Here is a 19,364-nt window from a genome sequence, read left to right as displayed (position 1 = left end):
CTGTCGAGCTGCCCCGTCTCCGGGGCGCCGAGTGTGCGGAGCCGGAACTGCCGGCTCAGTGGCCGAGGACCTCGCGCATCCGGTCGATCTCGACGGTCTGCTCGGTGGCGACCGAGTTGGCGAACTCGCTGAGCGTCAGGTCGGAGCCGACCTTGAGCAGATTGGTGGCCATCTCGATGGCACCCTCGTGGTGTTCGGTCATCATCCGCACGAAGAGCCGGTCGAAGTCGGCGCCACGGGCGGCGGCCAACTGCCGCATCGCCTCCGGCGACTGCATGCCCCGCATAGTGGCGTGGTCGTGCCCCTGGGCCTCCGCCGGGAGACCGCGGGTCTGCAGCCAGCCGCGCATCATGCCCATCTCCGGTCCCTGGCTGGCCCGGATCCGGTCGGCGAGGGCGCGGATGTCCGGGTCGGCGGCCCGGTCGGGGGCGAGTTCCGCCATCTCCAGGGCCTGCGCGTGGTGCGGGATCATCATTCGTACGTACATGACGTCCAGCGCGTTGTGCGGGGCCGGACCGACGTCGCGGACCTCGTGGGCCGGGCGGGTCGCCGCCGACTCGCCCGGACGGCCGGGCACGATGACGGTCAGGTCGGTGGGAACGGGGCTGGCCGCCGGTGTCGAGGTGGCGGGTGCGGAGACCGGCTGCGCGGCGTCCGTCCCGTGGTCGCCGCCTGCGCGGACCAGAACGAACGCCACCAGCGTCAGCACGAGTGCCAGTGTGACGACCGAGAGGGTCCGTGCGCGCCGACTGGTCATGGGCCACTCCCTGTGGGTCGAGGTCATCGCGATGTTATCCATTGAGGAGAACCATCCGGTGTGACCCAGCTCACATCGATGCTCTTCATCCGGCGGTAAGGTGTCGACCATCGTCTCCCCCTTGCGAAGGGCCTCGCCGATGACCAGACTCCACATGCCACGGTTACGACAACTGCGGATCGTTGGCCTCGCCGCGACCGGCCTCCTCGTCGCCAGTGTCCTCGTCGCCCCGCCAAGCAGCGCTCAGGTCGCGCCGCTGTCCGCGCCGGCGACCGCCGGGAACACCATCCCCGGCGTCGACGAGATCGTGAGCAGCCCCAACCTGCGCCAGATCGCCAACGTGCCCAAGGTCGCTCCCCTGGATGCGACCAACAGCGACATCGCCTTCCAGGGCAAGTACGCGTTCGCCGGCAACTACAACGGCTTTGTCATCTACGACATCTCGCGGCCCAGCGCGCCGAAGGTCGTGTCCCGGCTGCTCTGCCCGGGTTCGCAGAATGACATCTCCGTCCACGGTGACCTGCTCTTCCTCTCCACCGACTCGCCGCGCAGCGACGACTCCTGCGCCAGCACCTCGGTGCCGTCGTCGGAGACGAAGTGGGAGGGCATCAAGGTCTTCGACATCAAGGACAAGGCCAACCCGCGCTACCTCAAGTCGGTGCAGACGGCCTGCGGCTCGCACACCCACACCCTGGTGCCGGCAAAGGACAAGAAGTCGGTCTACCTGTACGTCTCGTCGTACGGGCCGTCGGACACATACGTCGGGTGCCCGCCGCCGCACGACTCCATCTCCATCATCAAGGTGCCGCTGAAGAAGCCGACCGAGGCGGCCGTGGTCGCCATGCCGAACCTCTTCCCAGACGGCGGCTACCCGGGCATCCCGCGGGAGAAGACGGCGACCAGCGGCTGCCACGACATCACCGTCTACCCGACCAAGGACCTGGCCGCTGGCGCGTGCATGGGTGACGGCATCCTGATGGACATCCGCGACCGGGAGGCGCCCCGGGTGATCAACCGAGTGCGGGACACGACCAACTTCGCGTTCTGGCACTCGGCCACGTTCAACAACGCCGGCACCAAGGTGATCTTCACCGACGAACTGGGCGGCGGCGGCGCGGCAACCTGCAACGAGGCCATCGGCCCGAACCGGGGCGCGGACGCCATCTACGACATCACCGGTCGCGGTGACGCCCGGACGATGCACTTCCGCAGCTACTACAAGATCCCCCGCAACAACGCCGACACCGAGAACTGCGTGGCGCACAACGGCTCGCTGATCCCGGTGCTCGGGCGGGACATCATGGTCCAGGCGTGGTACCAGGGCGGCATCTCGGTCTGGGACTTCACCGACTCGGCCAACCCGAAGGAAATCGCCTTCTGGGAGCGCGGTCCGCTCTCGGCCGACACGTTCGTCGGCGGTGGCACCTGGTCCGCGTACTACTACAACGGACACATCTACTCCAACGACATGGTCAAGGGCCTGGACGTCCTGGAGCTCAACGACTGGCGTACCTGGACGGCGAACCTGACCCGGTACAAGGAGCTCAACGTGCAGACCCAGCCCAGCTACCTGGGTTGGTAGGCGCCACGCACCGAACTGAGTAGGCACCGAGCACGAGACCGGGCCCGGTCCCCGATGTGGGGGCCGGGCCCGGCCGCGTCCGGCGGCTGTCGAGCGAGGGTGTCAGCTCATCGACAACCGGTAGCGCCGCTCGCCCCCGCCGGTGGCGGTGATCAGCCGGACCTCGCCGCTGCGCAGGCCGTACGTCACCGACCAACGGGTGTGCCCCTGCCGGACGGAGGCGAGCACGCGGTGCGCCGCGGTGGCGTCCAGCACCCCGTCGGCCTCGGTCAGGGCGGCGGCGATCTGCCCGTACCGGCGGTCCTCGCGGCGGCGCTGCTCGGGAACCCCGGCGACCGGCACGTTGGTCAGCGCCTGCCAACCGCCCGTGCCCCGCTCCACCCGCAGCTCGCCGTCGACGAACTCGATCACCGCCGACGCACCGGTCGCGTCGGCCACCAGGTAGTGCAGCGCCGGCCCACCGTCGAAGTCGAGGTTGTGCCGGCGGAACACGGCCACCGCCTCGTCGACCGTGGCCGCCCCGTCCAGCACCAGCCGCAGGATCCGCACCGACCCGACGGTGGGCTTGCCCGGCTCGGCGCGGGCCGTCGCCGCGTCGTCGGCGGCCAGCCCCACCGCGAGACCCCGCTCGTTCATCCCGTCGAAGGGCAGCAGCGGCGCGTCGAGCAGACGACGGTCACCGGTCGGGTCGGCACCGACCCCGAGGTAGGAGATGTCGACCAGCGAGATGGCCGCGTAGCCGTCCGGTGGGTCGGTCCGCAACACGAGCGCCGGGTTGGCGTCCCAGTCGAAGTTGCGGGCGAACAACGGTCGGGCCGGATCGCCCGCGGCGACGAAGAGCGAACAGCCGAACGGGCTGGGCGGGGCCGCGTCGGTGCCCACCGTCGGGTCGTACGCCCCGACGTAGGTCATCTCGTACAGCGGCAGGTCGTCCACCCGGCGCAGGCTGGCCATGGTCCGCTCGGCCTGGGACGCGTCCTGGCGGGAGGCGTTCGGCACGCCGGCCGGCGAGGGACTGGGCGCATCGGCCGACCCGGTGGCGGTGCAGGCGGTCAGGGCGAGCAGCAGGGCCGTCGTGGCGGCCGGCAGGGTCCTCCGCATATCCGTTGGACGCTATGGGACCGATCGACGGTTGTCCACCGGCGCGGTGCGGTCTGTCGGGTTCCCGCATCGGGCCAGCTCCGGCGGGCCGGAGCGCGGTGCCCCCGCGCTGGTGGGACTGGTCACCACGACGTGGCCAGCGCGGGCGGCGCGCCCTGCTCGCGGTCACCGGCACGCTCACCGCGGTCGGCGCGCTGCTCCTGGTGAGCTGAGCGCCGACCGGTCGCAGTGGCGCCGGGTCACCCGGCCGCCCGCTCCACGGCGAACATGAAGCAGCCGTACACCACGTTGCGGCTGTGCAGCTGGTGCACCGCCGGGTCGGCGAACAGCTCGGCGATCACCGCCTCCGGGTCGGTGCCGTTGTGCAACCGGCCACCGCAGATCCGGCCCTGCCGGTCGTACGCCCGCAGCACCTGGGGCCGCCCCCGCCAGGCCGGCGGGTGGCCGCCCGGCGCTTCCGGGCCAGGGCAGACGGCGGCGTGCGCGAAGATCGGCCCGATCTCCCGGTACGGCCCGGCGGCGACCGGCGGCGGGTAACCGAAGAGCAGCAGCGCCTCCCCTGCCTCGGCGTCGCGCAGGCAGCAGCGCAGCGGCTCCCCGCCGCCGGCCGCCAGCGCCTCGACGGGTTGGTCGGCGGCGTCGCGGCCGGTGCGGCGGACGGTGTCGAGCGCCGCGGCCGGCAGGGCGTGCACGCGGAACGTGATGCTGTTCGTCATCCGCCCAGCCTGGTCCGGCGTCGGCGCGGATGCTGGCGGCGATCGGACCTGGCGCTGGGCGGCTTTCCGTGCGCGGGGAGCCGCTCAGCGGCGGGCCGGGCGGGGGCCGACCAGCCGGCGGACCGCCGGCGCGGCGTTCCACTTCGCCGCGCCGACCAGGTCACGGGCGTGCTCCAGCACCGTGTAGTCCGGGCGGGTCAGCCCGTCGGCGATGGCCCGGTCCAGGTCGTTGCCGCACCGCGTCAACACGGTGTCGAAGTCGCGGCGGACCGGCTCCAGCAGGTCGTAGCCGAACGAGCGGTGCAGCCGGGCGAAGAGCGGCTTGTACAGCCGGACCCGCTCGTGCAGGCCCGAGGAGTACGACATCGGGTTCTTCGGCCGGCGCAGGACGTAGTCGGGAAGCACGTCGCTGAACGCCCGCCGGACGATCCACTTCTCCTGCCCGTCGCGCAGCTTCAGCTCCAGCGGCAACCGCATCGCCAACTCGACCACGCTGAGGTCGAGGAACGGCAGGCGGGCCTCCACCCCGTGCCCCATGGCGGCCCGGTCGACCCGCTGCAACTCCGTACGGCACAGGTTGCGGATGCGGTGCAGGAAGAGCCGACGGGACGCGGTCGGGCCGGCCTGGCGGTACATCGGGTACCCGCCGAACAGCTCGTCGGAGCCGTCGCCGGTGAGCACCACCTTGATCCCCAGGTCGCGCAGCCGCCGGTAGATCGGCACCGACACCACCGCGTTGATGATGTCGCCGTACTCGGTCAGCTCGGAGATCCGGATGGCCTCCCGCACGTCGGCGAGGCGGATGTCGCGCGGACGCAGCTCGACCACCTCGTGGGGCACACCCAGGTCGGCGGTGAGCCGCCGGGCGTACGCCACGTCGGGGCTGTCCGGGTCGCCGACGGTCACGGCGACGCAGTCCGGGTGCATGTCCCGCACCTGCCGCAGGGTCAGCGAGCTGTCCAGGCCTCCGGAGAGCACCACCCCGACGGTGAGGTCGGTCTCCACCCGCATCCGGATGGCGTCGGTCAGCGCGGCACGGACGAGCAGGGCGGCCTCGTCCGGGTCGTCGACGACCGGCAGTCCGTCGCCGAGGGTGAGCAGGTCGACGTACGGGTGCAGTCGGACGTGCCCCTCCGGGTCCGCCCAGCCGTGGTGCCCGGGCGGCACCTCGGCGACCGGTGCGCCGTGCCCGACCAGCGCCTTCACCTCGGAGGCGAGATGCAGGCAGCCGGGTCGGCGGGACCAGTACAGCGGCTTCACGCCGACCGGGTCGCGGGCCAGGTACACCCGGCCGGTGGGTCGCTCGACGACCGCGAAGGCGTACTCGCCGCGCAGCCGGGTCACCGCCGCCTCGCCCCACTGCTGGAAGGCGGCGAGCAGCACCTCGGTGTCGCTCTCGGTGCGGAACACCTGCCCGAGCCGGGTCAGCTGCGCGCGCAGTTCCCGGTGGTTGAAGATCTCGCCGTTGAAGCAGAGCAGCCAGCGTTCGTCGGTCGACGTCCACGGCTGCACGGCCCGGTCGCGGTCCACCACCCGCAGCCGCCGGGTGCCGGCGAGCAGCCCGTTCTCGGACCGGGTCTCGGTGACCTCACCGCGGGAGGCGAGGACGGCGAGCATCCGCCGGAAGGTTGCCGGGTCGGCCTCGGGGCCGATGCTCAACGCGATGCCGCACACCGGCTCACACCCCCATCTCGGACTCGTACGCGCGGCGCAGCCGACGCCGGGCGGCGGGTGCGAGACAGAGATGCCATGCCTGACCCTCGTCGATCACGTTGAGCTCGCCGGCCTCCTGCCGGGCCAGCAGCAGCTCCGCCAGGGTGTCCCGCGCGCCGAAGCGCTCGTACCAGGCGAGTTCGACGTCCATGGAGTAGCCCAGGCAGTGCCCGCTGGGCAGCATGGCGGCGTACCCCAGCCGGCGCAGGCGGTACTGGTGCTCGGCGCTGCGGACCAGGCTGGTCACCCACAGTGGCGGGGTGGCGGGCGGTGCGGCGGCGGCGAACTCCCGTCCGATGTCGTTGAGCAGCGCCACCACCTCCCGCCGGGCGCGCCGGAACAGCAGCCCGGCGGTGCGGGGGGTGGCGTCCGGCCGCAGCCGGCGGCGTAGCCCGCGCGCGGCCCGGCCGAGCACGGTGGAGGGCTGTTCCTGGTAGCGGAAGCGCAGCAGGTCGCGGCGGCGCAGCCACTCCAGGTCGACGAGGTCGCTGCTGCCGTTGACCTGGTCGTCGGTGACGAACGTGGGTGCGTCCTGCCACCACAGCACGTCGATGCGGGAGAGCAGGTAGATCCGGACCAGCGCGGTGAGGTCACGCGCCGAGGTGCGTTCGTTCGGCTGGTAGCGGGCCATCTCCAGCAGCAGGGTCTCGCGCGCGCCGATCAGACCCTGCGGGGTGGCGTCGAGCACGGCGGCGAGCGCCGGTTCACGCAGCCGCTCGTCGATGAGCACCTGCCGGGCGCGGGTGCTGGTCGCGTCGGCCAGGGCACCGACCTCGACCAGCAGCTCGGCGACGGCCTCCCGGTAGGCGGCCAGGTCCGGAGCGGTGGCGGCAGGGCGGCGGGGGGTGGTTCCGGAGGGTCGGCGGCGGGCCGGGGCGGTGGGCGACACGGGCGTGCCGGGCTGCTGTCCCGGGCTACGGCTGGGCACTCGCATGACGGGGGTCCCTTTCTCCGGTCACGGCACTGGGTACATCGCCCTGAACACACCGTAATCAGCAGGACCCGGAAGGGACCGAACAATCCTCCTATCTACCCCGAAGGGACCTGCCGGGCCGAGGCCCGGCAGGCACGGCTCGCCGGGACGAACCACCGGCGGGCAGGGCGATCAGTCGCCGTCCGTCGCCACCAGGGCCTGCACCTCGGCGTACGACGGCAGCTCCGCCGGCGCGGCGAACCCGTCGGCACGGACCGCGTCGGCGGTGGCGACCGCGGCGGCCAACGCGGCCCGGAACAGCAGGGAACCGGTGCTGACGCGGGCCGCCCCGGCCCGGCCCAGCTCGTCCAGACCCGGCCCGCCCGGCTGGTACAGCACGTTCAGCGGCGCGTCGACCCGCTCGGCGAGCACCCGCACCGTCGCCAGGTCGACGGTGCCGGGCACGAAGATCCCGTCGGCGCCGGCGGCCCGGTAGGCCCGAGCCCGGGCCAGGGTCTGCGGCAGCGGCTCGGCCACCCCGAGCCACCAGGTGTCGGTGCGGGCGTTGACGAACAGGTCCGGCACCGCCGCCTTCACCGCCGCGATCTTGTCGGCGATGCCCTCGGGGTCGGCCAGGCTGCCGTCGGCCCGCCCGTCCTCCAGATTGATCCCGACAGCGCCGAGCCCGGCCAGCTCCGCCACGTAGCCGGCGACCTCCGCCGGATCATCGCTGAACCCGGCCTCCACGTCGACGGTGAGCAGCACCGGCAGCCGGGCGAGTCGACCGGTCAGGGCCATGGTCTCCGCGCCGGTGGCCGCCACGCCGTCGGGTTGGCCGGCGGACGCGGCGACGCCGAGGCTGGTGGTGCCGATCGCCGGATGGCCGTGCGCGGCGAGCGCCGCCGCGGACGCGTGGTCCCAGGCGTTCGGCAGCAGCAGAGGACGGCTGGCGTGGTGCAGGGCGCGGAACGCCGCACGACGGTCGATCATCGGACGGTCACCTCCAGGGTCGTCGGGACGCGCAGGGTCGGGTGCGGTTCGTGGCGCAGGTCGCCGGGGGTACGCCGGCAGCGGCGGCGCAGCACGTCGAGCACCCCGGTGGCCAGGGCCAGTGCGTGCCGGTCGCCGGGGCAGCCCCGCTCCCCCGCGCCGAAGGTCAGCAGCCCTGCGCCGGGCCGGTCGGGCCGGAACGCCTCCGGATCGGCGAACGCGCGCGGATCGCGGTTCGCGGCGTCGAACCGCAGCAGCACGGGGCTGCCGGGCGGCAGGTCCTGTCCGCTGAGCCGTACCCCGGCGGCGGTGACCCGACGGGTGGCCCAGACCGGCGGGTCGAGTCGCAATACCTCGGCCAGCAGGTCGGCCGTCTCCCCCCGGGCCGGTGGGTCCACCGGTCGCTTCCCGCCCGGCGGGGCGTCGGCCTCGCGGTCGCCGGCCAGCGGGAGCAGGTGGTGTGCGGCGGCGCCGATCAGGCCGGCGGTGGCGTCACAGGCCTGGACCAGCAGGCCGGCCAGGTTCGCCCGTACCTCCGGCCGGGCCGGTGGGCAGAGCGCCAGCAGCGTCTCCACCGCCCGGTCGGCCCGCCGCACCAGCGACGGGTCGACCCCCGGGTGGTACGCGGCGGCCACCGCGCCGACCGCCGTCCCGGCGGCGACCGGGTCGGTGAGGCCGAGCCGGCCGGCCAGCACCCGCAGCGGCACCGGCCTGGCCAGTCCGCGCATGACGTCGAGGCGTCCACCGGCCCGGTCCAGGGCGGCGGCGGTCATCCGGGACGCCTCGTCGCGCAGGTCGTCCGGGTCCAGCGCGGCCAGCGCGGTCACGCCGATCGACCGCCGCTCGGCGTGCAGCCCGGGTGGGCTGAACCGGCTGACCGTGGCACGCAGCCACGCGAGGGTGCCGGGTGGCCCGGTGCCGACGGCCGGTACGTGCAGGTCCGGGTGACACAGCGCAGCCCGAACGTCGGCATGCCGCGTCACCCACCAGGCGCCGTCAGGTCCGAGCGTGGGCGGACCACAGGCCGGTACTCCGGCTGCGGGCGGAACAAGAGGCCAGGAATCGGTCACCGCCAGACCGTAGAACCGGAACCCTTCGCCCCCCACCGAACTGTCGCGCCCTCAGCCCCAGCGGCACGGTGGGCGGTGTGGCAGTCAGGCGCGGCCGCTGGTCGCCGGGGGTGAAGCGGGGGTGAGGGCGTGTTCGGGGATGTTCAGGTTCGTGGCGAGGGCGGATCTGCCGGTCGGGGTGAGGCGGACCGCGCGGCCGGCCCCCGGGGCGGTCCAGCCCAGCTCGGCGAAGCGACGGCAGACTGCCGCGCCCAGTGCCCCGGCCAGGTGCGACCTGCGCTCGGTCCAGTCCAGGCAGTCGCGGACCACCGGTCGTCGCGCGGCACGCAGCACGTCCACCGGTACGCCCAGCCCCGCCGCCCACGCCCACCCGTCGGGGGTCACCGTCAGACCGCTGGCCCGGTCCAGCCGCCCGTGGGCCAGCAACGCGTCGTACATCAGCACACCCAACCGTCCGGCGAGGTGGTCGTAGCAGGTCCGGGCGTACGCCAGGGCGGCACCGGCGGTGGCGGCGCGCAGCGACCCGGTCGGCGCGGGTGGGGCCGGGGCGTGCCCGGCCAGGCCCTCGATCAACTGCGCCACCGACGGCCCGGCCAGCCGCAGGTAGCGGTGCCGGCCCTGCCGTTCCTCGACCAGCAACCCGCCCCGGACGAGCCGGGTGAGGTGGTCGCTGGCGGTGGACGGCGCGACCCCGGCCCGCCGGGCCAGCTCGCCGGCCGTCCAGGCCCGGCCGTCGAGCAGCGCGAGGCAGATGCCGGCCCGGGTGCCGTCGGCCAACAGGGCGGCCAGCTCGGCCATCCCCCGGCCCTCGGTGACAGCGCTCATCGCCCCATCATCGCCCCGACCAGCGCCGCACCGGCAGGCGGGCCGGCCCGCCTGCGGCGTTGGCCAATGTCCCGGGTGGGAGGTCCAGCTCTTTACAACGTTGTATCCAACGTTGTAAGAACGAGGACACACACCGCCCACTCCCCGAGGCAGGTCCACATGCGACATCTCCGCCGTGGCGGCGCGCTCGCCGCCGCGCTCGGTCTGGTCTTGACCGCGATCGTGTCCGCGCCCGCCGCAGGTTCCGACGGCCCGTCCCGCTACCGCAACCCGATCTCCGCCGCCGTCGGCGACACCTTCGCCGACCCGGTCATCGTCCGCGGTGACGACGGCCTCTGGTACGCCTACGGCACCACCCGCTGCGCGAGGGCGAGCGCGAGTTCCACCGGGTGCCCATGGCCCGCTCGGCCGACCTGGTCGACTGGACCTACGTCGGTGACGCGTTCGGCCCCGACCAGCGCCCGCCGTACGCGACACCCGGCGCCGCGTACTGGGCGCCGGACGTGCGCCGCCTCGGCGACCGGTGGGTCATGTACATGACGGTCACCGACACCACCGTCTCCACCGAGGGCAGCGACTACGCCATCGGCGCGGCCACCGCCCCCAGCCCGACCGGGCCGTGGACCTTCACCGAGCAGCCGGTCGTCGCCCCGCGCCCCGGCGGCGGTGGCGGTTACCTGTGGACGATCGACCCGAGCCAGTTCACCGACGTCGACGGTCGCGGCTACCTCTACTACGGCAGCTACTACGGCGGCATCTCGGTCACCGAACTGAGCCCCGACGGATTGACCGCGGTCGGCACGCCGACCCTGGTGGCCGTCGACAACAAGTTCGAGGGCAGCTACGTGCTGCGCCACGACGGTTGGTACTACCTGTTCGCCTCCACCGCGAACTGCTGCGCCGGCCCGGCCACCGGCTACTCCGTCCAGGTCGGACGCGCCCGCGGCCCGCGCGGCCCGTTCACCGACCGCGACGGCGTGGCGCTGACCGCGTCCCGGGCCGGCGGCACGCCGGTGCTCACCCAGAACGGCAACCGGTGGATCGGCACCGGGCACAACGGGTTCCTCACCGACCTGTCCGGGCAGGACTGGATCGTCTACCACGCCATCGACCGGGCCGACCCGTACCTGGACGAGGCGTTCGGCATCAACGAGCGGCCGATGCTGCTGGACCGACTGGACTGGATCGACGGCTGGCCCACGGTGAACGCCGGCGCCGGCCCGTCCGAGGGCACCCGGCCTGCACCGGTGACCACCGGCCGGATCGACGACCGGTTCGACACCGCCGGGCTCGCCGGTTGGCGACGCGCCTCCGGCGACTGGCGGGTCGCCGACGGCCGACTCACCGGCACCGGCGCGCTGACCAGCCGTACCAACGTGGGCGGCGACGTCCGCGCGGAGGCCGACCTGCGGCTGACCGGCGCGGCCGCCGCCGGAATCACCCTCGGCGACCGGGTCGAGGTGCGGGTGGACGCGGCCGCCGGCCGGCTGGTCGCCCGCGACGGCGACCGGCGTGCCAGCGCGCCGCTGCCGGCCGGCTTCGCGCCGGCCGACCGGCACAACCTGGCCGTCGAGGTACGCGGCCGGAACCTGGTCGCCGAGTTGAGCCAGGCCCGGCTCGGTGACCAGCTCGCCGTGGTGTCGCTGCGGCTGGACCGCCCGGCCGCCGGCCGACCCGGGTTGACCGCGTCGGGTGGCCCGGCCGAGTTCGACAACGTCAGCGTCGCCCGGCTGTACCAGCCGGCGAGGCGGGCGGTACCCGAGCCCAGGGCCGGCGCGGTGCTGCCGGCGTACTCCGACGAGTTCAGCGACGGGATCGACGGCGACTGGCGGTGGGTGCGCGAGGATCCGGCGGTCAGCGTCGCCGGCGGTGAGCTGCGGTGGCCGGTGCAGGCCGCCGACCTGACCGGCACCGGAAACACCGCGGGGGTGTTGCTGCGCGACGCGCCGCGCGGCGACTACATCGTCGAAACGAAGGTGACGCTGGATCTGGGCGAGGAGACGGTCCGCAACTACCAGCAGGCCGGGCTGGTCGCCTACGTGGACGACGACCGGTTCGCCCGGTTGGCCCAGGTGGCGATCTGGAACACCCGGCAGGTGGAGTACGGCTACGAGGTGCCCTTCGCCGGCCAGCCGGTCTACGGCGGCAGCATCGTCGGCACGCCGGCCACCACCACGTGGCTGCGCCTGGCGCACCACGTCGACCCGGTCACCGGGGAGCACGAGTTCCGGGCGGGCTCCAGCCGCGACGGCCGCAGCTGGACCTGGGGTGCGGTGTGGACCTTCCCGGCCGACACGACTCCCCGGATCGGGCTGGTCGCGCACGGCGGCGCCGAGCCGCCGGTGACGGCCGGGTTCGACTACCTGCGCTTCTACCGCTGAGGCCGTCGACGAACAGAAGCCCGGGGGCTCCGCCGCATGGACGGAGGCCCCGGGCCGGCGACGTCGCCCCGGGGATCAGGCCGGCGGGGCCGGCACCTGTCGGCGTCGAGTGCCGTGCTTGCCGGCGGCCGTACTCTGAAGGGGCCGCGACGCCACTGTGGCGAGTCGGGGCCCTAGCGCTCGCACGCCGGGCGGATAGAAGTAGCCGTATGATCTGGACGAGGCTCCGGAACGATCGCGCCGCTCACCGACTTCACGCTGTTGACGACCTGCAGTTTCCTGCCAGCGGGCGTGAACGTCTCCTGAATCAGCATTCCCATCTCAGCGGCGACGACATCCGTCTGGTCGAAGCCGCGACCCGCCAGTGGTTCAGGCTCGTCGTCCGCCACTCCAGCGCGAAGCTCTCGATGCCGTCGGTGGTCGTGGACGATCTATGGCAGGAGCTGACCCTGCACGCGCGGGACTACGCCACCTTCTGCGACGCCGCGTTCGGGCGCCTTCTGCACCACCAGCCGAGGTCTGCGACGAGCGCCGGCACCGTCAATCGCAACCCTCTGCTGCTGGCCACTCTGAGCTGTGGCCGCCGGGACGAGGATTGCGGCCCAACCGGTCTCCCATTGCTGTTCCGGGTGGACCAGGAGCTCCGCATCCGAGATGGCAACCGCTACCTGGCCGACTGCGGAGGGCGTGGCGAATGCTTCCCGGGTACCGGCCTGGTCTGCCTGCAACACCTCGGAGGGTGGGGCAAGCGGCCCAAGCCACGCGGCATTCGCGGCGATCTCCCCTTCAACGACGGCCGCCACGGCTACGCCGGCGGTGCAGGCGGTGGTGGTGGCGGCGAGTTGAGTGGCGGGGGCGACGGCGGAGGCGGCGATGGCGGTGGGGGCAGCAACTGACCATCGTCGTCCCTGCTGTTCCTGGCTGAGCCTCGACATGGGAGAGGCTCAGTCGGGCAGCTCTTCGGAGATCTCCGCGAGCCGCTGAGGGGAATGGGACGGGCCGCGGGATGTCAGGGCCGCTGACCGGTCAGCGGCGTCACCGACCGGGCCGTGCCGTCGTAGCTGCGAGCCGCGACGAACGCACCCGTCGGCCGCTGACCGCCGGCGACCGCCCGGGCCAGCCGCAGGTCCGCGTTGCGGAACCGCAGCGCCAGGCTCAGGTGCGGCACCCACGCCCCCGGCGCGTGCCACGGACGATGCCCGGCGGCGTCGGCGAGCACGTCCCAGGCCGCGGCGTGCAGCGCGGTCAGCACCGGCGTGGGTCGCACGAGCCAGACCAACGGCGCACTGCCGTCGAGGACGACGACGCGGTCGAGCGTGACCGGCACCGGGAGCGCGGCGTCGAACAGCTCGGCCAGGCGGTGCTCAGCCCCGGGCGGGAACTCGTCCACCGCCGCGAGGGTCAGGTGCGGCCGGTTGGTCGGATGGGTGTTGCGGGCCAGGCTGGGCAGACCAGCCTCGGCCAACCGGTCCCAGACCGCCCGGACCTCGCCGTCCAAACCGCCCGAGCAGACCAGTTCCACCGTACGCACCCGCCCACGCTAGCGGGAACGCCGACCGTGACACCGGGCAGTGGCCACGAGACACGACAGGTCGCGGCAGACCTAGTGGCCGGTTGACCGTGGTACCCCGGAGTCGGGGTCCAGGCCCGCCTTCCAGCGCTTCTGCCGTTCGAGCCAGTGCACGTAGCGCGGGGAGGCGTCGCGCAGGTCGATGCTGAGGGGGTAGGGCTCGAACTCGTCCAGGAGCAGCCTGCGGAGGAACTGGACCATCCCCGTGGGAAAGAGCGTGAAGTCGTCGCGGGTATGTCGGCCGCAGACCAGGACGGGCCACCGGTCGGGGTCGGGGTCGGTGGTCAGCCAGCACAGAATGTCGGCACCCGAGGTGACGCCCCACGCGAGGATGTGTTTCGGGTCGACGTCGAGACCTTCCTGACCGCCCAGCATGTCCCAGGTGTCCCGGGCGTTCTCCGTCTCCTCCTCGAAGGTCCCGGGGTCCCACTGGATGTACGGCTTGGGCAACGGCATGAGGATGCCGACGCCGGCGAACGAGCCGGCGCCGTAGATGGACATGAAGGCCATGTAGTCGCGCGGGAACCACGTGCCCCACCGAGCCTCTGCTGTCGACCAGTCGATCTCCTCGTCCGCTCCGTGATCTGCAGGCATGATCGCGGCCAACGCTGCGATGCCCGTCGGGTCTTCCACGGCAATCCCTTCGACGACGTGCCGAGAGCCTACGAGGCCGCACCGAGCCCGCGATCCTCGCCGGGCGGGGTGGCGTCACAGCCAGCCGTTGTCGCGGGCGGTGCGCACCGCCTCGGCACGGTCGGCCGCGCCGAGCTTCTGCACCGCGGCGGAGAGGTGGTTGCGCACGGTGCCGGTCGACAGGTGCACCCGGCGTGCGATCACCGCCACCGGGGCGCCGAACTCCGCCAGCCGCAGGGTCTCCAACTCGCGGGGGGTCAACGGGCACGTTGGCAGCGTCAGCGCGTCGGCGGCCAGCGACGGGTCGACGTACCGGCCGCCGCCGTGCACCCTGCGGATCACGTCGGCGAGCGCGCCGCCGGGCGATCCCTTCGGGATGAACCCCCGTGCGCCGGCGGTCAACGCCTGCCGCAGGTGACCCGGGCGGCCGTGCCCGGTCAGCACCACCACCGCACAGGTCGGCAGCGCCCGGGTCAGCTCGGCGGCGACGGCGATGCCGTCCAGGCCCGGCATCTCCAGGTCCACCACGGCCACATCCGGGCGGTGCGCCAGCGTCGCGTCGACCGCCGCCCGGCCGTCGGCGGCCTGGGCCACCACCTCGATGTCCGGCTCCAGCCCCAGCAACGCGGCCACGGCGACCCGCATCAGCTCCTCGTCGTCGGCGAGCAGGACGCGGATCACGCGATCACCGGCACGGTGGCCTCCAGGGTGAACACCGAGTCCTCACGGTGGACCCGCAGCTCCCCGCCGGTGGCGGCCAGCCGGTCGGCCAGCCCACGCAGGCCGTGGCTGTGCGCGTCCGGGCCCCGGTCGTCGGCGCCGTCGTTGGCCACCGTCATCCTGACCACGTCCCTCTCCCGGTCGATGCGGATCCGGCACCAGTCGGCCCGGCTGTGCCGCAGCACGTTCGTCCCCGCCTCGCGCAGCACCGCCGCCAGTTCGGTGGCAACGCGCTGCGGCAGGTCGGCCGGCGGCGGCGGCACGGTGCAGCGCACCCCGCAGGAGCGCAGCACCTCCGCCACGGCGGCCAACTGTTCGCCGAGGTCGACCGCGCGGTAACCGTGCACCGTCTCGCGGACCTCGGTCAACGCCGAGGCGGCGAGCCGCTGCACCTCAGTGGCCTCCCGGCCGGCCCGCTCCGGGTCGACCGGCGCCAGCCGGGCGGCGAGCTCGGCCTTCACCGCGATCACGGTGAGGCTGTGTCCCAGCACGTCATGCACGTCGCGGGCGAAGCGCAGCCGCTCCTCGGCGGCGGCCAGCCGGGCCTGGGCGGCCTGACCCTGCCGGGCCTGCACGAGCAGGTCCCAGAACCAGACCTGGAACCCGTTGACGGCGGCGACGGCCACCCCGACCCCGCCGGTCACGGCCAGGTGGTGCACGACGGAACCGCCGGTCCAGCCGGCCACCCCCACCGCCACCAGCAGGACGCCGGCGGCCACCGCCAGCGCGGCCGGCGGCCGGACCAGCAGCGGAGCGATGCCGATCAGCGATGCGCCCAGCCACGCCCAGGTGGGCCAGACACCGGCCGCCACCGGACCCACCAGAGGAACGGTCAGCACCGCGACGCCGGCCAGGCCCACCTGGGCGCGACGCCGCCAGCGCTGGTCGAGCCACGGCGTCACGGCGGCGTACAGCACGGCGGTCTGCGTCACCGCGAAGGCCAGGATGCCGATGGCGCCGAGCGCCACCCGTACCCGGTCCGGCTCGCGGGTCAGACCGACCGCGGGCAGGAGCAGGCTCGCCCAGATGCCGGTGGCCAACGACAGCAGGGTCGCCTGGCGGGCGCGACGCAGCCGCCGGTCCGCCGCCGGGGACACCACCACGCTGACCACGGACCGATCCTAGGACCGCCCGCACCAGGCCCGCCCCTGCGCGATGTCACGGTTCGACCGTGCGTTCCGCACGGTTTTCCGGTGACGGACGAACCTGCCAATGGCGGCGCCCGACCGGCACGGTGAATTCCATGACGACACTGACGAACGATGATGTCCGGGACGTACCGCCGGTCGCGCCGTCGGCCGGTGGTGGGCGGCGCCTGCTGCGGCACCTCGCCGAGATGGCGCTCGCCATGGTCGCCGGCATGCTGCTGCTCGCCCCGCTGTGGGACGCCGTCGGCGCCGCGTTGGGGTTCTCCGGTCCACTGGACCGCCCGGACGTGGCCGCCCTGGTGATGGCAACGAACATGACCGTCGGGATGACGGTGTGGATGCGCTACCGGGCGCACCGCTGGGGGGCCGTCGGTGAGATGGCCGCCGCCATGTACGTCCCGTTCCTGCTGCTGCTCGTGCCGTTCTGGGCCGACCTGCTGGACGGCGACGCGCTGCTGCTCGGCGGCCACCTGCTGATGGTGCCGGCGATGGTGCTGGTGGCGGTGCGGCACCGGCACGAGGCACCGGCGTCGGTGCGTCGGCATCCGGCCGTGGTGGCGCTCGCCCGACGCTGGCCGACCGGGTTGGCGCTGCTGATGACCGCGGACATGTGGGTCGAACCGCGCGTGGTCAGCCCGTGGACGATGCTGGTGCTTCCCGGCGGCTACCTGCTGATCGGCGTGGTCCGCGGCACGCTGCGCGGGACGGGCGTGCTCGCCACCCAACTGCTCGGCCTGGCCGCCTGGGTCGCGCTGACACTGGTGGCGGTCGCGGCCGGCGGACGAACGGCCGCGTGGCTGGTGGCGTTCGGCTGGCTGGCCCACGGGATGTGGGACCTGGTGCACCACCGCAGCGGTCGGGTGGTGCCGCGCGGCTACGCCGAGTGGTGCGGGGTCCTGGACGCGGCGGTGGCCGGTACCGTGATCCTGGCGATCCTGACCACCGGCGGCTGACCCGGCCGTCCATCGGCAGGCGGTGTTGTGCCGGTCGGCGCAGCGGGTGCGACGGCGTGATGAAAGGCTTGGCGCATGAGTTCCGCACCTGCACAGCACGACGCACCTACCGACACCACCCCCGACGGCTCCGACGAGGCGCACGCCTTCACGGAGCTCGGGCTGCGCGCCGAACTGCTGGGCGCGCTGGCCGCCCTCGGTTACGAGGAGCCCACCCCCATCCAGCGGGAGGCGATCCCACCGCTGCTGGAGGGTCGGGACCTGCTGGGTCAGGCCGCCACCGGCACCGGCAAGACGGCGGCGTTCGCGCTGCCGCTGCTAAACCGGATGCCGGCACACCGCCAGGGCGGGGACCCGGTGGCGCTGGTGCTGGTGCCGACCCGAGAGCTGGCGGTGCAGGTCTCCGAGGCGTTCCACCGCTACGGCAAGGACCTGGGCGCGCGGGTGCTGCCGATCTACGGCGGGCAGCCGATCGGGAGGCAGCTGCGGGCGCTGGACAGCGGGGTCGACGTGGTGGTGGCCACCCCGGGGCGGGCTCTGGACCACATCGCCCGGGGCACCCTGCGGCTGGGCGGGCTGGCCACGGTGGTGCTCGACGAGGCCGACGAGATGCTCGACATGGGCTTCGCCGAGGACATCGAGGCGATCCTGGAGCACGCCCCCGCGCAGCGCCAGACCGTGCTCTTCTCGGCCACCATGCCGGGCCGGATCGACGGGATGGCCCGCCAGCACCTGCGCGAGCCGGTCCGGATCGAGATCGGCCGGGAGCAGCAGGTGGCCGGCGAGGCGCCCCGGGTGCGGCAGAGCGCGTACATCGTGACCCGGGCGCACAAGCCGGCCGCGCTGGGCCGCGTGCTGGACGTGGAGTCACCGACCGCCGCGATCGTGTTCTGCCGCAGCCGGGAGGAGGTCGACCGGCTGACCGAGACGATGAACGGCCGCGGCTACCGGTCCGAGGCGCTGCACGGCGGGATGAGCCAGGAGCAGCGCGACCGGGTGATGGGACGGCTGCGGGCGGGCACCGCCGACCTGCTGGTGGCCACCGACGTGGCGGCCCGCGGGCTGGACGTCGAGCAGCTCACCCACGTGGTCAACTACGACGTGCCGTCGGCGCCGGAGTCGTACGTGCACCGGATCGGCCGGGTCGGTCGGGCCGGGCGGGAGGGCGTGGCGATCACCCTCGCCGAGCCGCGCGAGCACCGGATGCTGAAGACCATCGAGCGGGTGACCGGGCAGCGGATCACGATCGACAAGATCCCGACGGTGGCGGACATGCGTACCCGCCGGCTGGAGCTGACCCAGGGGGCGCTGCGCGAGAGCCTGCTCGAGGACGACCTGGACCCGTTCCGGGTGATCGTGGAGACGCTGACCGACGAGTTCGACCTGATGGAGGTCGCGCTCGCCGCCGTGAAGTTGGCGCACGAGGTGACCTCGCCGGGCTCGGACGACGAGGAGGAGATCCCGCAGGTGCCCGTGCGCGGCCCGCGCGAGGGTCGGCCCGAGGCCGGCGGCCGGGGCGGTGACCGGCGCGGTGGCGGCCGGCCGCGTGGGGGCGGTAACACCGCCCAGGTCTTCATCGGGCTGGGCCGGCGCGCTGGCGTCCGCCCGCAGGACCTGGTCGGGGCGATCACCGGTGAGACCGGGATCAGCGGTCGGGACATCGGCTCGATCGAGATCGCCGACCGGTTCTCGCTGGTGGAGGTGCCGCAGGGCGTGGCCGACGAGGTGATCGCGGGGCTGCGCGGCAGCACCATCAAGGGCCGCAAGGCCACGGTGCGCCGGGATCGCGGCGGCGACCGCTGAGCGTGCCGCCGGCGGCCGTCGGATCCGACGGTCGCCGGCGGGAGGATCAGAGGGGGTACGGGCCGAACCGGCCCCACGCCACCACGGCGGCGAGGACGAGCAGCACCGCGCAGACCACGGCGCCCTGCGTCTCGAGGCGGCGCTTGTCCGCCGTGTCCTGGCTCTTCGCCCGGCGTACGTGTACCAGGATGCCGCCGACCATGACGATGACCAGCCCGACGGCGGCCAGCGGGGTGAGCACGGTGGCGATGCCGGTGAGGGCGGGCAGGACGAGCCCGAGGGCGGCCAGCAGTTCGACGGCGCCGAGTGCCTTGACCTGGGACGGCGGGACCGGGTCGACCCAGCCCATCCGGTCGCGGAGCTTCTCCTTGGGCTGGGTCAGTTTGGCCGCGCCAGCGCCGGCGAACACGGCGGCGAGCAGGATCTGGATGATCCAGAGCAGCACGTTCACGGGGGTTTCCTCCGGGGGTACCGCCTCACGGCGGAGAG

The 19,364-nt window shown here is 73.6% G+C and carries 18 protein-coding genes; 5 read left to right on the top strand and 13 right to left on the bottom strand.

The features are described from left to right. Positions 1 to 55 precede the first annotated feature (55 nt). Entirely contained in the window at positions 56 to 757 is a 702-nt protein-coding gene (locus M8C17_RS07605; RefSeq protein WP_252415674.1) for a DUF305 domain-containing protein, read from the bottom strand. 139 nt (positions 758 to 896) lie between these two features. On the opposite strand from M8C17_RS07605, the gene M8C17_RS07600 reads away from it, so the two are divergent. After that, the gene (locus tag M8C17_RS07600) at positions 897 to 2,339 is read left to right on the top strand and encodes an LVIVD repeat-containing protein (protein ID WP_252415673.1); all 1,443 of its coding nucleotides are present in this window, start codon (positions 897 to 899) and stop codon (positions 2,337 to 2,339) included. A gap of 102 nt (positions 2,340 to 2,441) precedes the next feature. Here the strand turns inward: M8C17_RS07600 and M8C17_RS07595 are convergent, their stop codons facing one another. From M8C17_RS07595 to M8C17_RS07565, 7 genes are all read right to left on the bottom strand, one after another. Continuing rightward, on the bottom strand, positions 2,442 to 3,440 hold the full coding sequence (locus tag M8C17_RS07595) for a carcinine hydrolase/isopenicillin-N N-acyltransferase family protein (RefSeq protein ID WP_252415672.1): 999 nt from the start codon (positions 3,438 to 3,440) through the stop codon (positions 2,442 to 2,444). Between the two features lie 239 nt (positions 3,441 to 3,679). Further along, a complete protein-coding gene (locus M8C17_RS07590) occupies positions 3,680 to 4,156 on the bottom strand; it encodes a DUF1203 domain-containing protein (RefSeq protein ID WP_252415671.1) in 477 nt (158 codons plus the stop codon). Between the two features lie 84 nt (positions 4,157 to 4,240). Then, a complete protein-coding gene (locus M8C17_RS07585; RefSeq protein WP_252415670.1) occupies positions 4,241 to 5,830 on the bottom strand; it encodes an asparagine synthetase B in 1,590 nt (529 codons plus the stop codon). A 4-nt stretch (positions 5,831 to 5,834) separates the two neighbouring features. Beyond that, positions 5,835 to 6,803 carry a DUF5715 family protein gene (locus M8C17_RS07580; protein WP_252415669.1) on the bottom strand — a complete coding sequence of 323 codons (969 nt, stop codon included), beginning with the start codon at positions 6,801 to 6,803 and terminating at the stop codon, positions 5,835 to 5,837. A gap of 171 nt (positions 6,804 to 6,974) precedes the next feature. Continuing rightward, positions 6,975 to 7,772: an isocitrate lyase/phosphoenolpyruvate mutase family protein gene (locus tag M8C17_RS07575; protein WP_252415668.1), complete on the bottom strand. Its 798-nt coding sequence runs from the start codon at positions 7,770 to 7,772 to the stop codon at positions 6,975 to 6,977. Next, complete coding sequence (locus tag M8C17_RS07570; protein ID WP_252415667.1) at positions 7,769 to 8,755, bottom strand: cytochrome P450; 987 nt, start codon at positions 8,753 to 8,755, stop codon at positions 7,769 to 7,771. The genes M8C17_RS07575 and M8C17_RS07570 overlap by 4 nt, the downstream gene beginning before the upstream one ends. A gap of 171 nt (positions 8,756 to 8,926) precedes the next feature. Further along, positions 8,927 to 9,667 carry a helix-turn-helix transcriptional regulator gene (locus M8C17_RS07565; RefSeq protein WP_252415666.1) on the bottom strand — a complete coding sequence of 247 codons (741 nt, stop codon included), beginning with the start codon at positions 9,665 to 9,667 and terminating at the stop codon, positions 8,927 to 8,929. Between the two features lie 395 nt (positions 9,668 to 10,062). Between M8C17_RS07565 and M8C17_RS07560 the strand changes: the two genes are divergently transcribed. Beyond that, a complete protein-coding gene (locus M8C17_RS07560; protein WP_252415665.1) occupies positions 10,063 to 12,048 on the top strand; it encodes a family 43 glycosylhydrolase in 1,986 nt (661 codons plus the stop codon). A 209-nt stretch (positions 12,049 to 12,257) separates the two neighbouring features. Next, positions 12,258 to 12,944, top strand: a complete 687-nt coding sequence (locus tag M8C17_RS07555; RefSeq protein WP_252415664.1) for a hypothetical protein — start codon at positions 12,258 to 12,260, stop codon at positions 12,942 to 12,944. A gap of 113 nt (positions 12,945 to 13,057) precedes the next feature. On the opposite strand, the gene M8C17_RS07550 is transcribed toward M8C17_RS07555, so the two are convergent. From M8C17_RS07550 to M8C17_RS07535, 4 genes are all read right to left on the bottom strand, one after another. After that, positions 13,058 to 13,579 carry a 2'-5' RNA ligase family protein gene (locus M8C17_RS07550; RefSeq protein WP_252415663.1) on the bottom strand — a complete coding sequence of 174 codons (522 nt, stop codon included), beginning with the start codon at positions 13,577 to 13,579 and terminating at the stop codon, positions 13,058 to 13,060. A gap of 72 nt (positions 13,580 to 13,651) precedes the next feature. Beyond that, a complete protein-coding gene (locus M8C17_RS07545) occupies positions 13,652 to 14,251 on the bottom strand; it encodes an SMI1/KNR4 family protein (RefSeq protein WP_252415662.1) in 600 nt (199 codons plus the stop codon). Between the two features lie 75 nt (positions 14,252 to 14,326). Next, a complete protein-coding gene (locus tag M8C17_RS07540) occupies positions 14,327 to 14,932 on the bottom strand; it encodes a DNA-binding response regulator (RefSeq protein ID WP_252415661.1) in 606 nt (201 codons plus the stop codon). Next, positions 14,929 to 16,083 carry a sensor histidine kinase gene (locus M8C17_RS07535; RefSeq protein WP_252415660.1) on the bottom strand — a complete coding sequence of 385 codons (1,155 nt, stop codon included), beginning with the start codon at positions 16,081 to 16,083 and terminating at the stop codon, positions 14,929 to 14,931. Before M8C17_RS07535 ends, M8C17_RS07540 begins: the two co-directional genes overlap by 4 nt. A 131-nt stretch (positions 16,084 to 16,214) precedes the next feature. Between M8C17_RS07535 and M8C17_RS07530 the strand changes: the two genes are divergently transcribed. Both M8C17_RS07530 and M8C17_RS07525 read left to right on the top strand, forming a co-directional pair. Then, positions 16,215 to 17,072, top strand: coding sequence for a hypothetical protein (locus tag M8C17_RS07530; RefSeq protein ID WP_252415659.1), 858 nt, complete (start codon positions 16,215 to 16,217; stop codon positions 17,070 to 17,072). 75 nt (positions 17,073 to 17,147) lie between these two features. Further along, positions 17,148 to 18,875: a DEAD/DEAH box helicase gene (locus M8C17_RS07525; RefSeq protein ID WP_252415658.1), complete on the top strand. Its 1,728-nt coding sequence runs from the start codon at positions 17,148 to 17,150 to the stop codon at positions 18,873 to 18,875. A gap of 46 nt (positions 18,876 to 18,921) precedes the next feature. On the opposite strand, the gene M8C17_RS07520 is transcribed toward M8C17_RS07525, so the two are convergent. Beyond that, entirely contained in the window at positions 18,922 to 19,326 is a 405-nt protein-coding gene (locus M8C17_RS07520; protein WP_252415657.1) for a DoxX family protein, read from the bottom strand. Positions 19,327 to 19,364: the final 38 nt, after the last annotated feature.

Source organism: Micromonospora sp. RHAY321, assembly GCF_023896955.1.
In the GTDB taxonomy this organism is placed as follows: Bacteria; Actinomycetota; Actinomycetes; order Mycobacteriales; family Micromonosporaceae; genus Micromonospora.
Note: the sequence above shows the minus strand (reverse complement) of the source record. Positions and strands in the feature narration are given on the sequence as shown.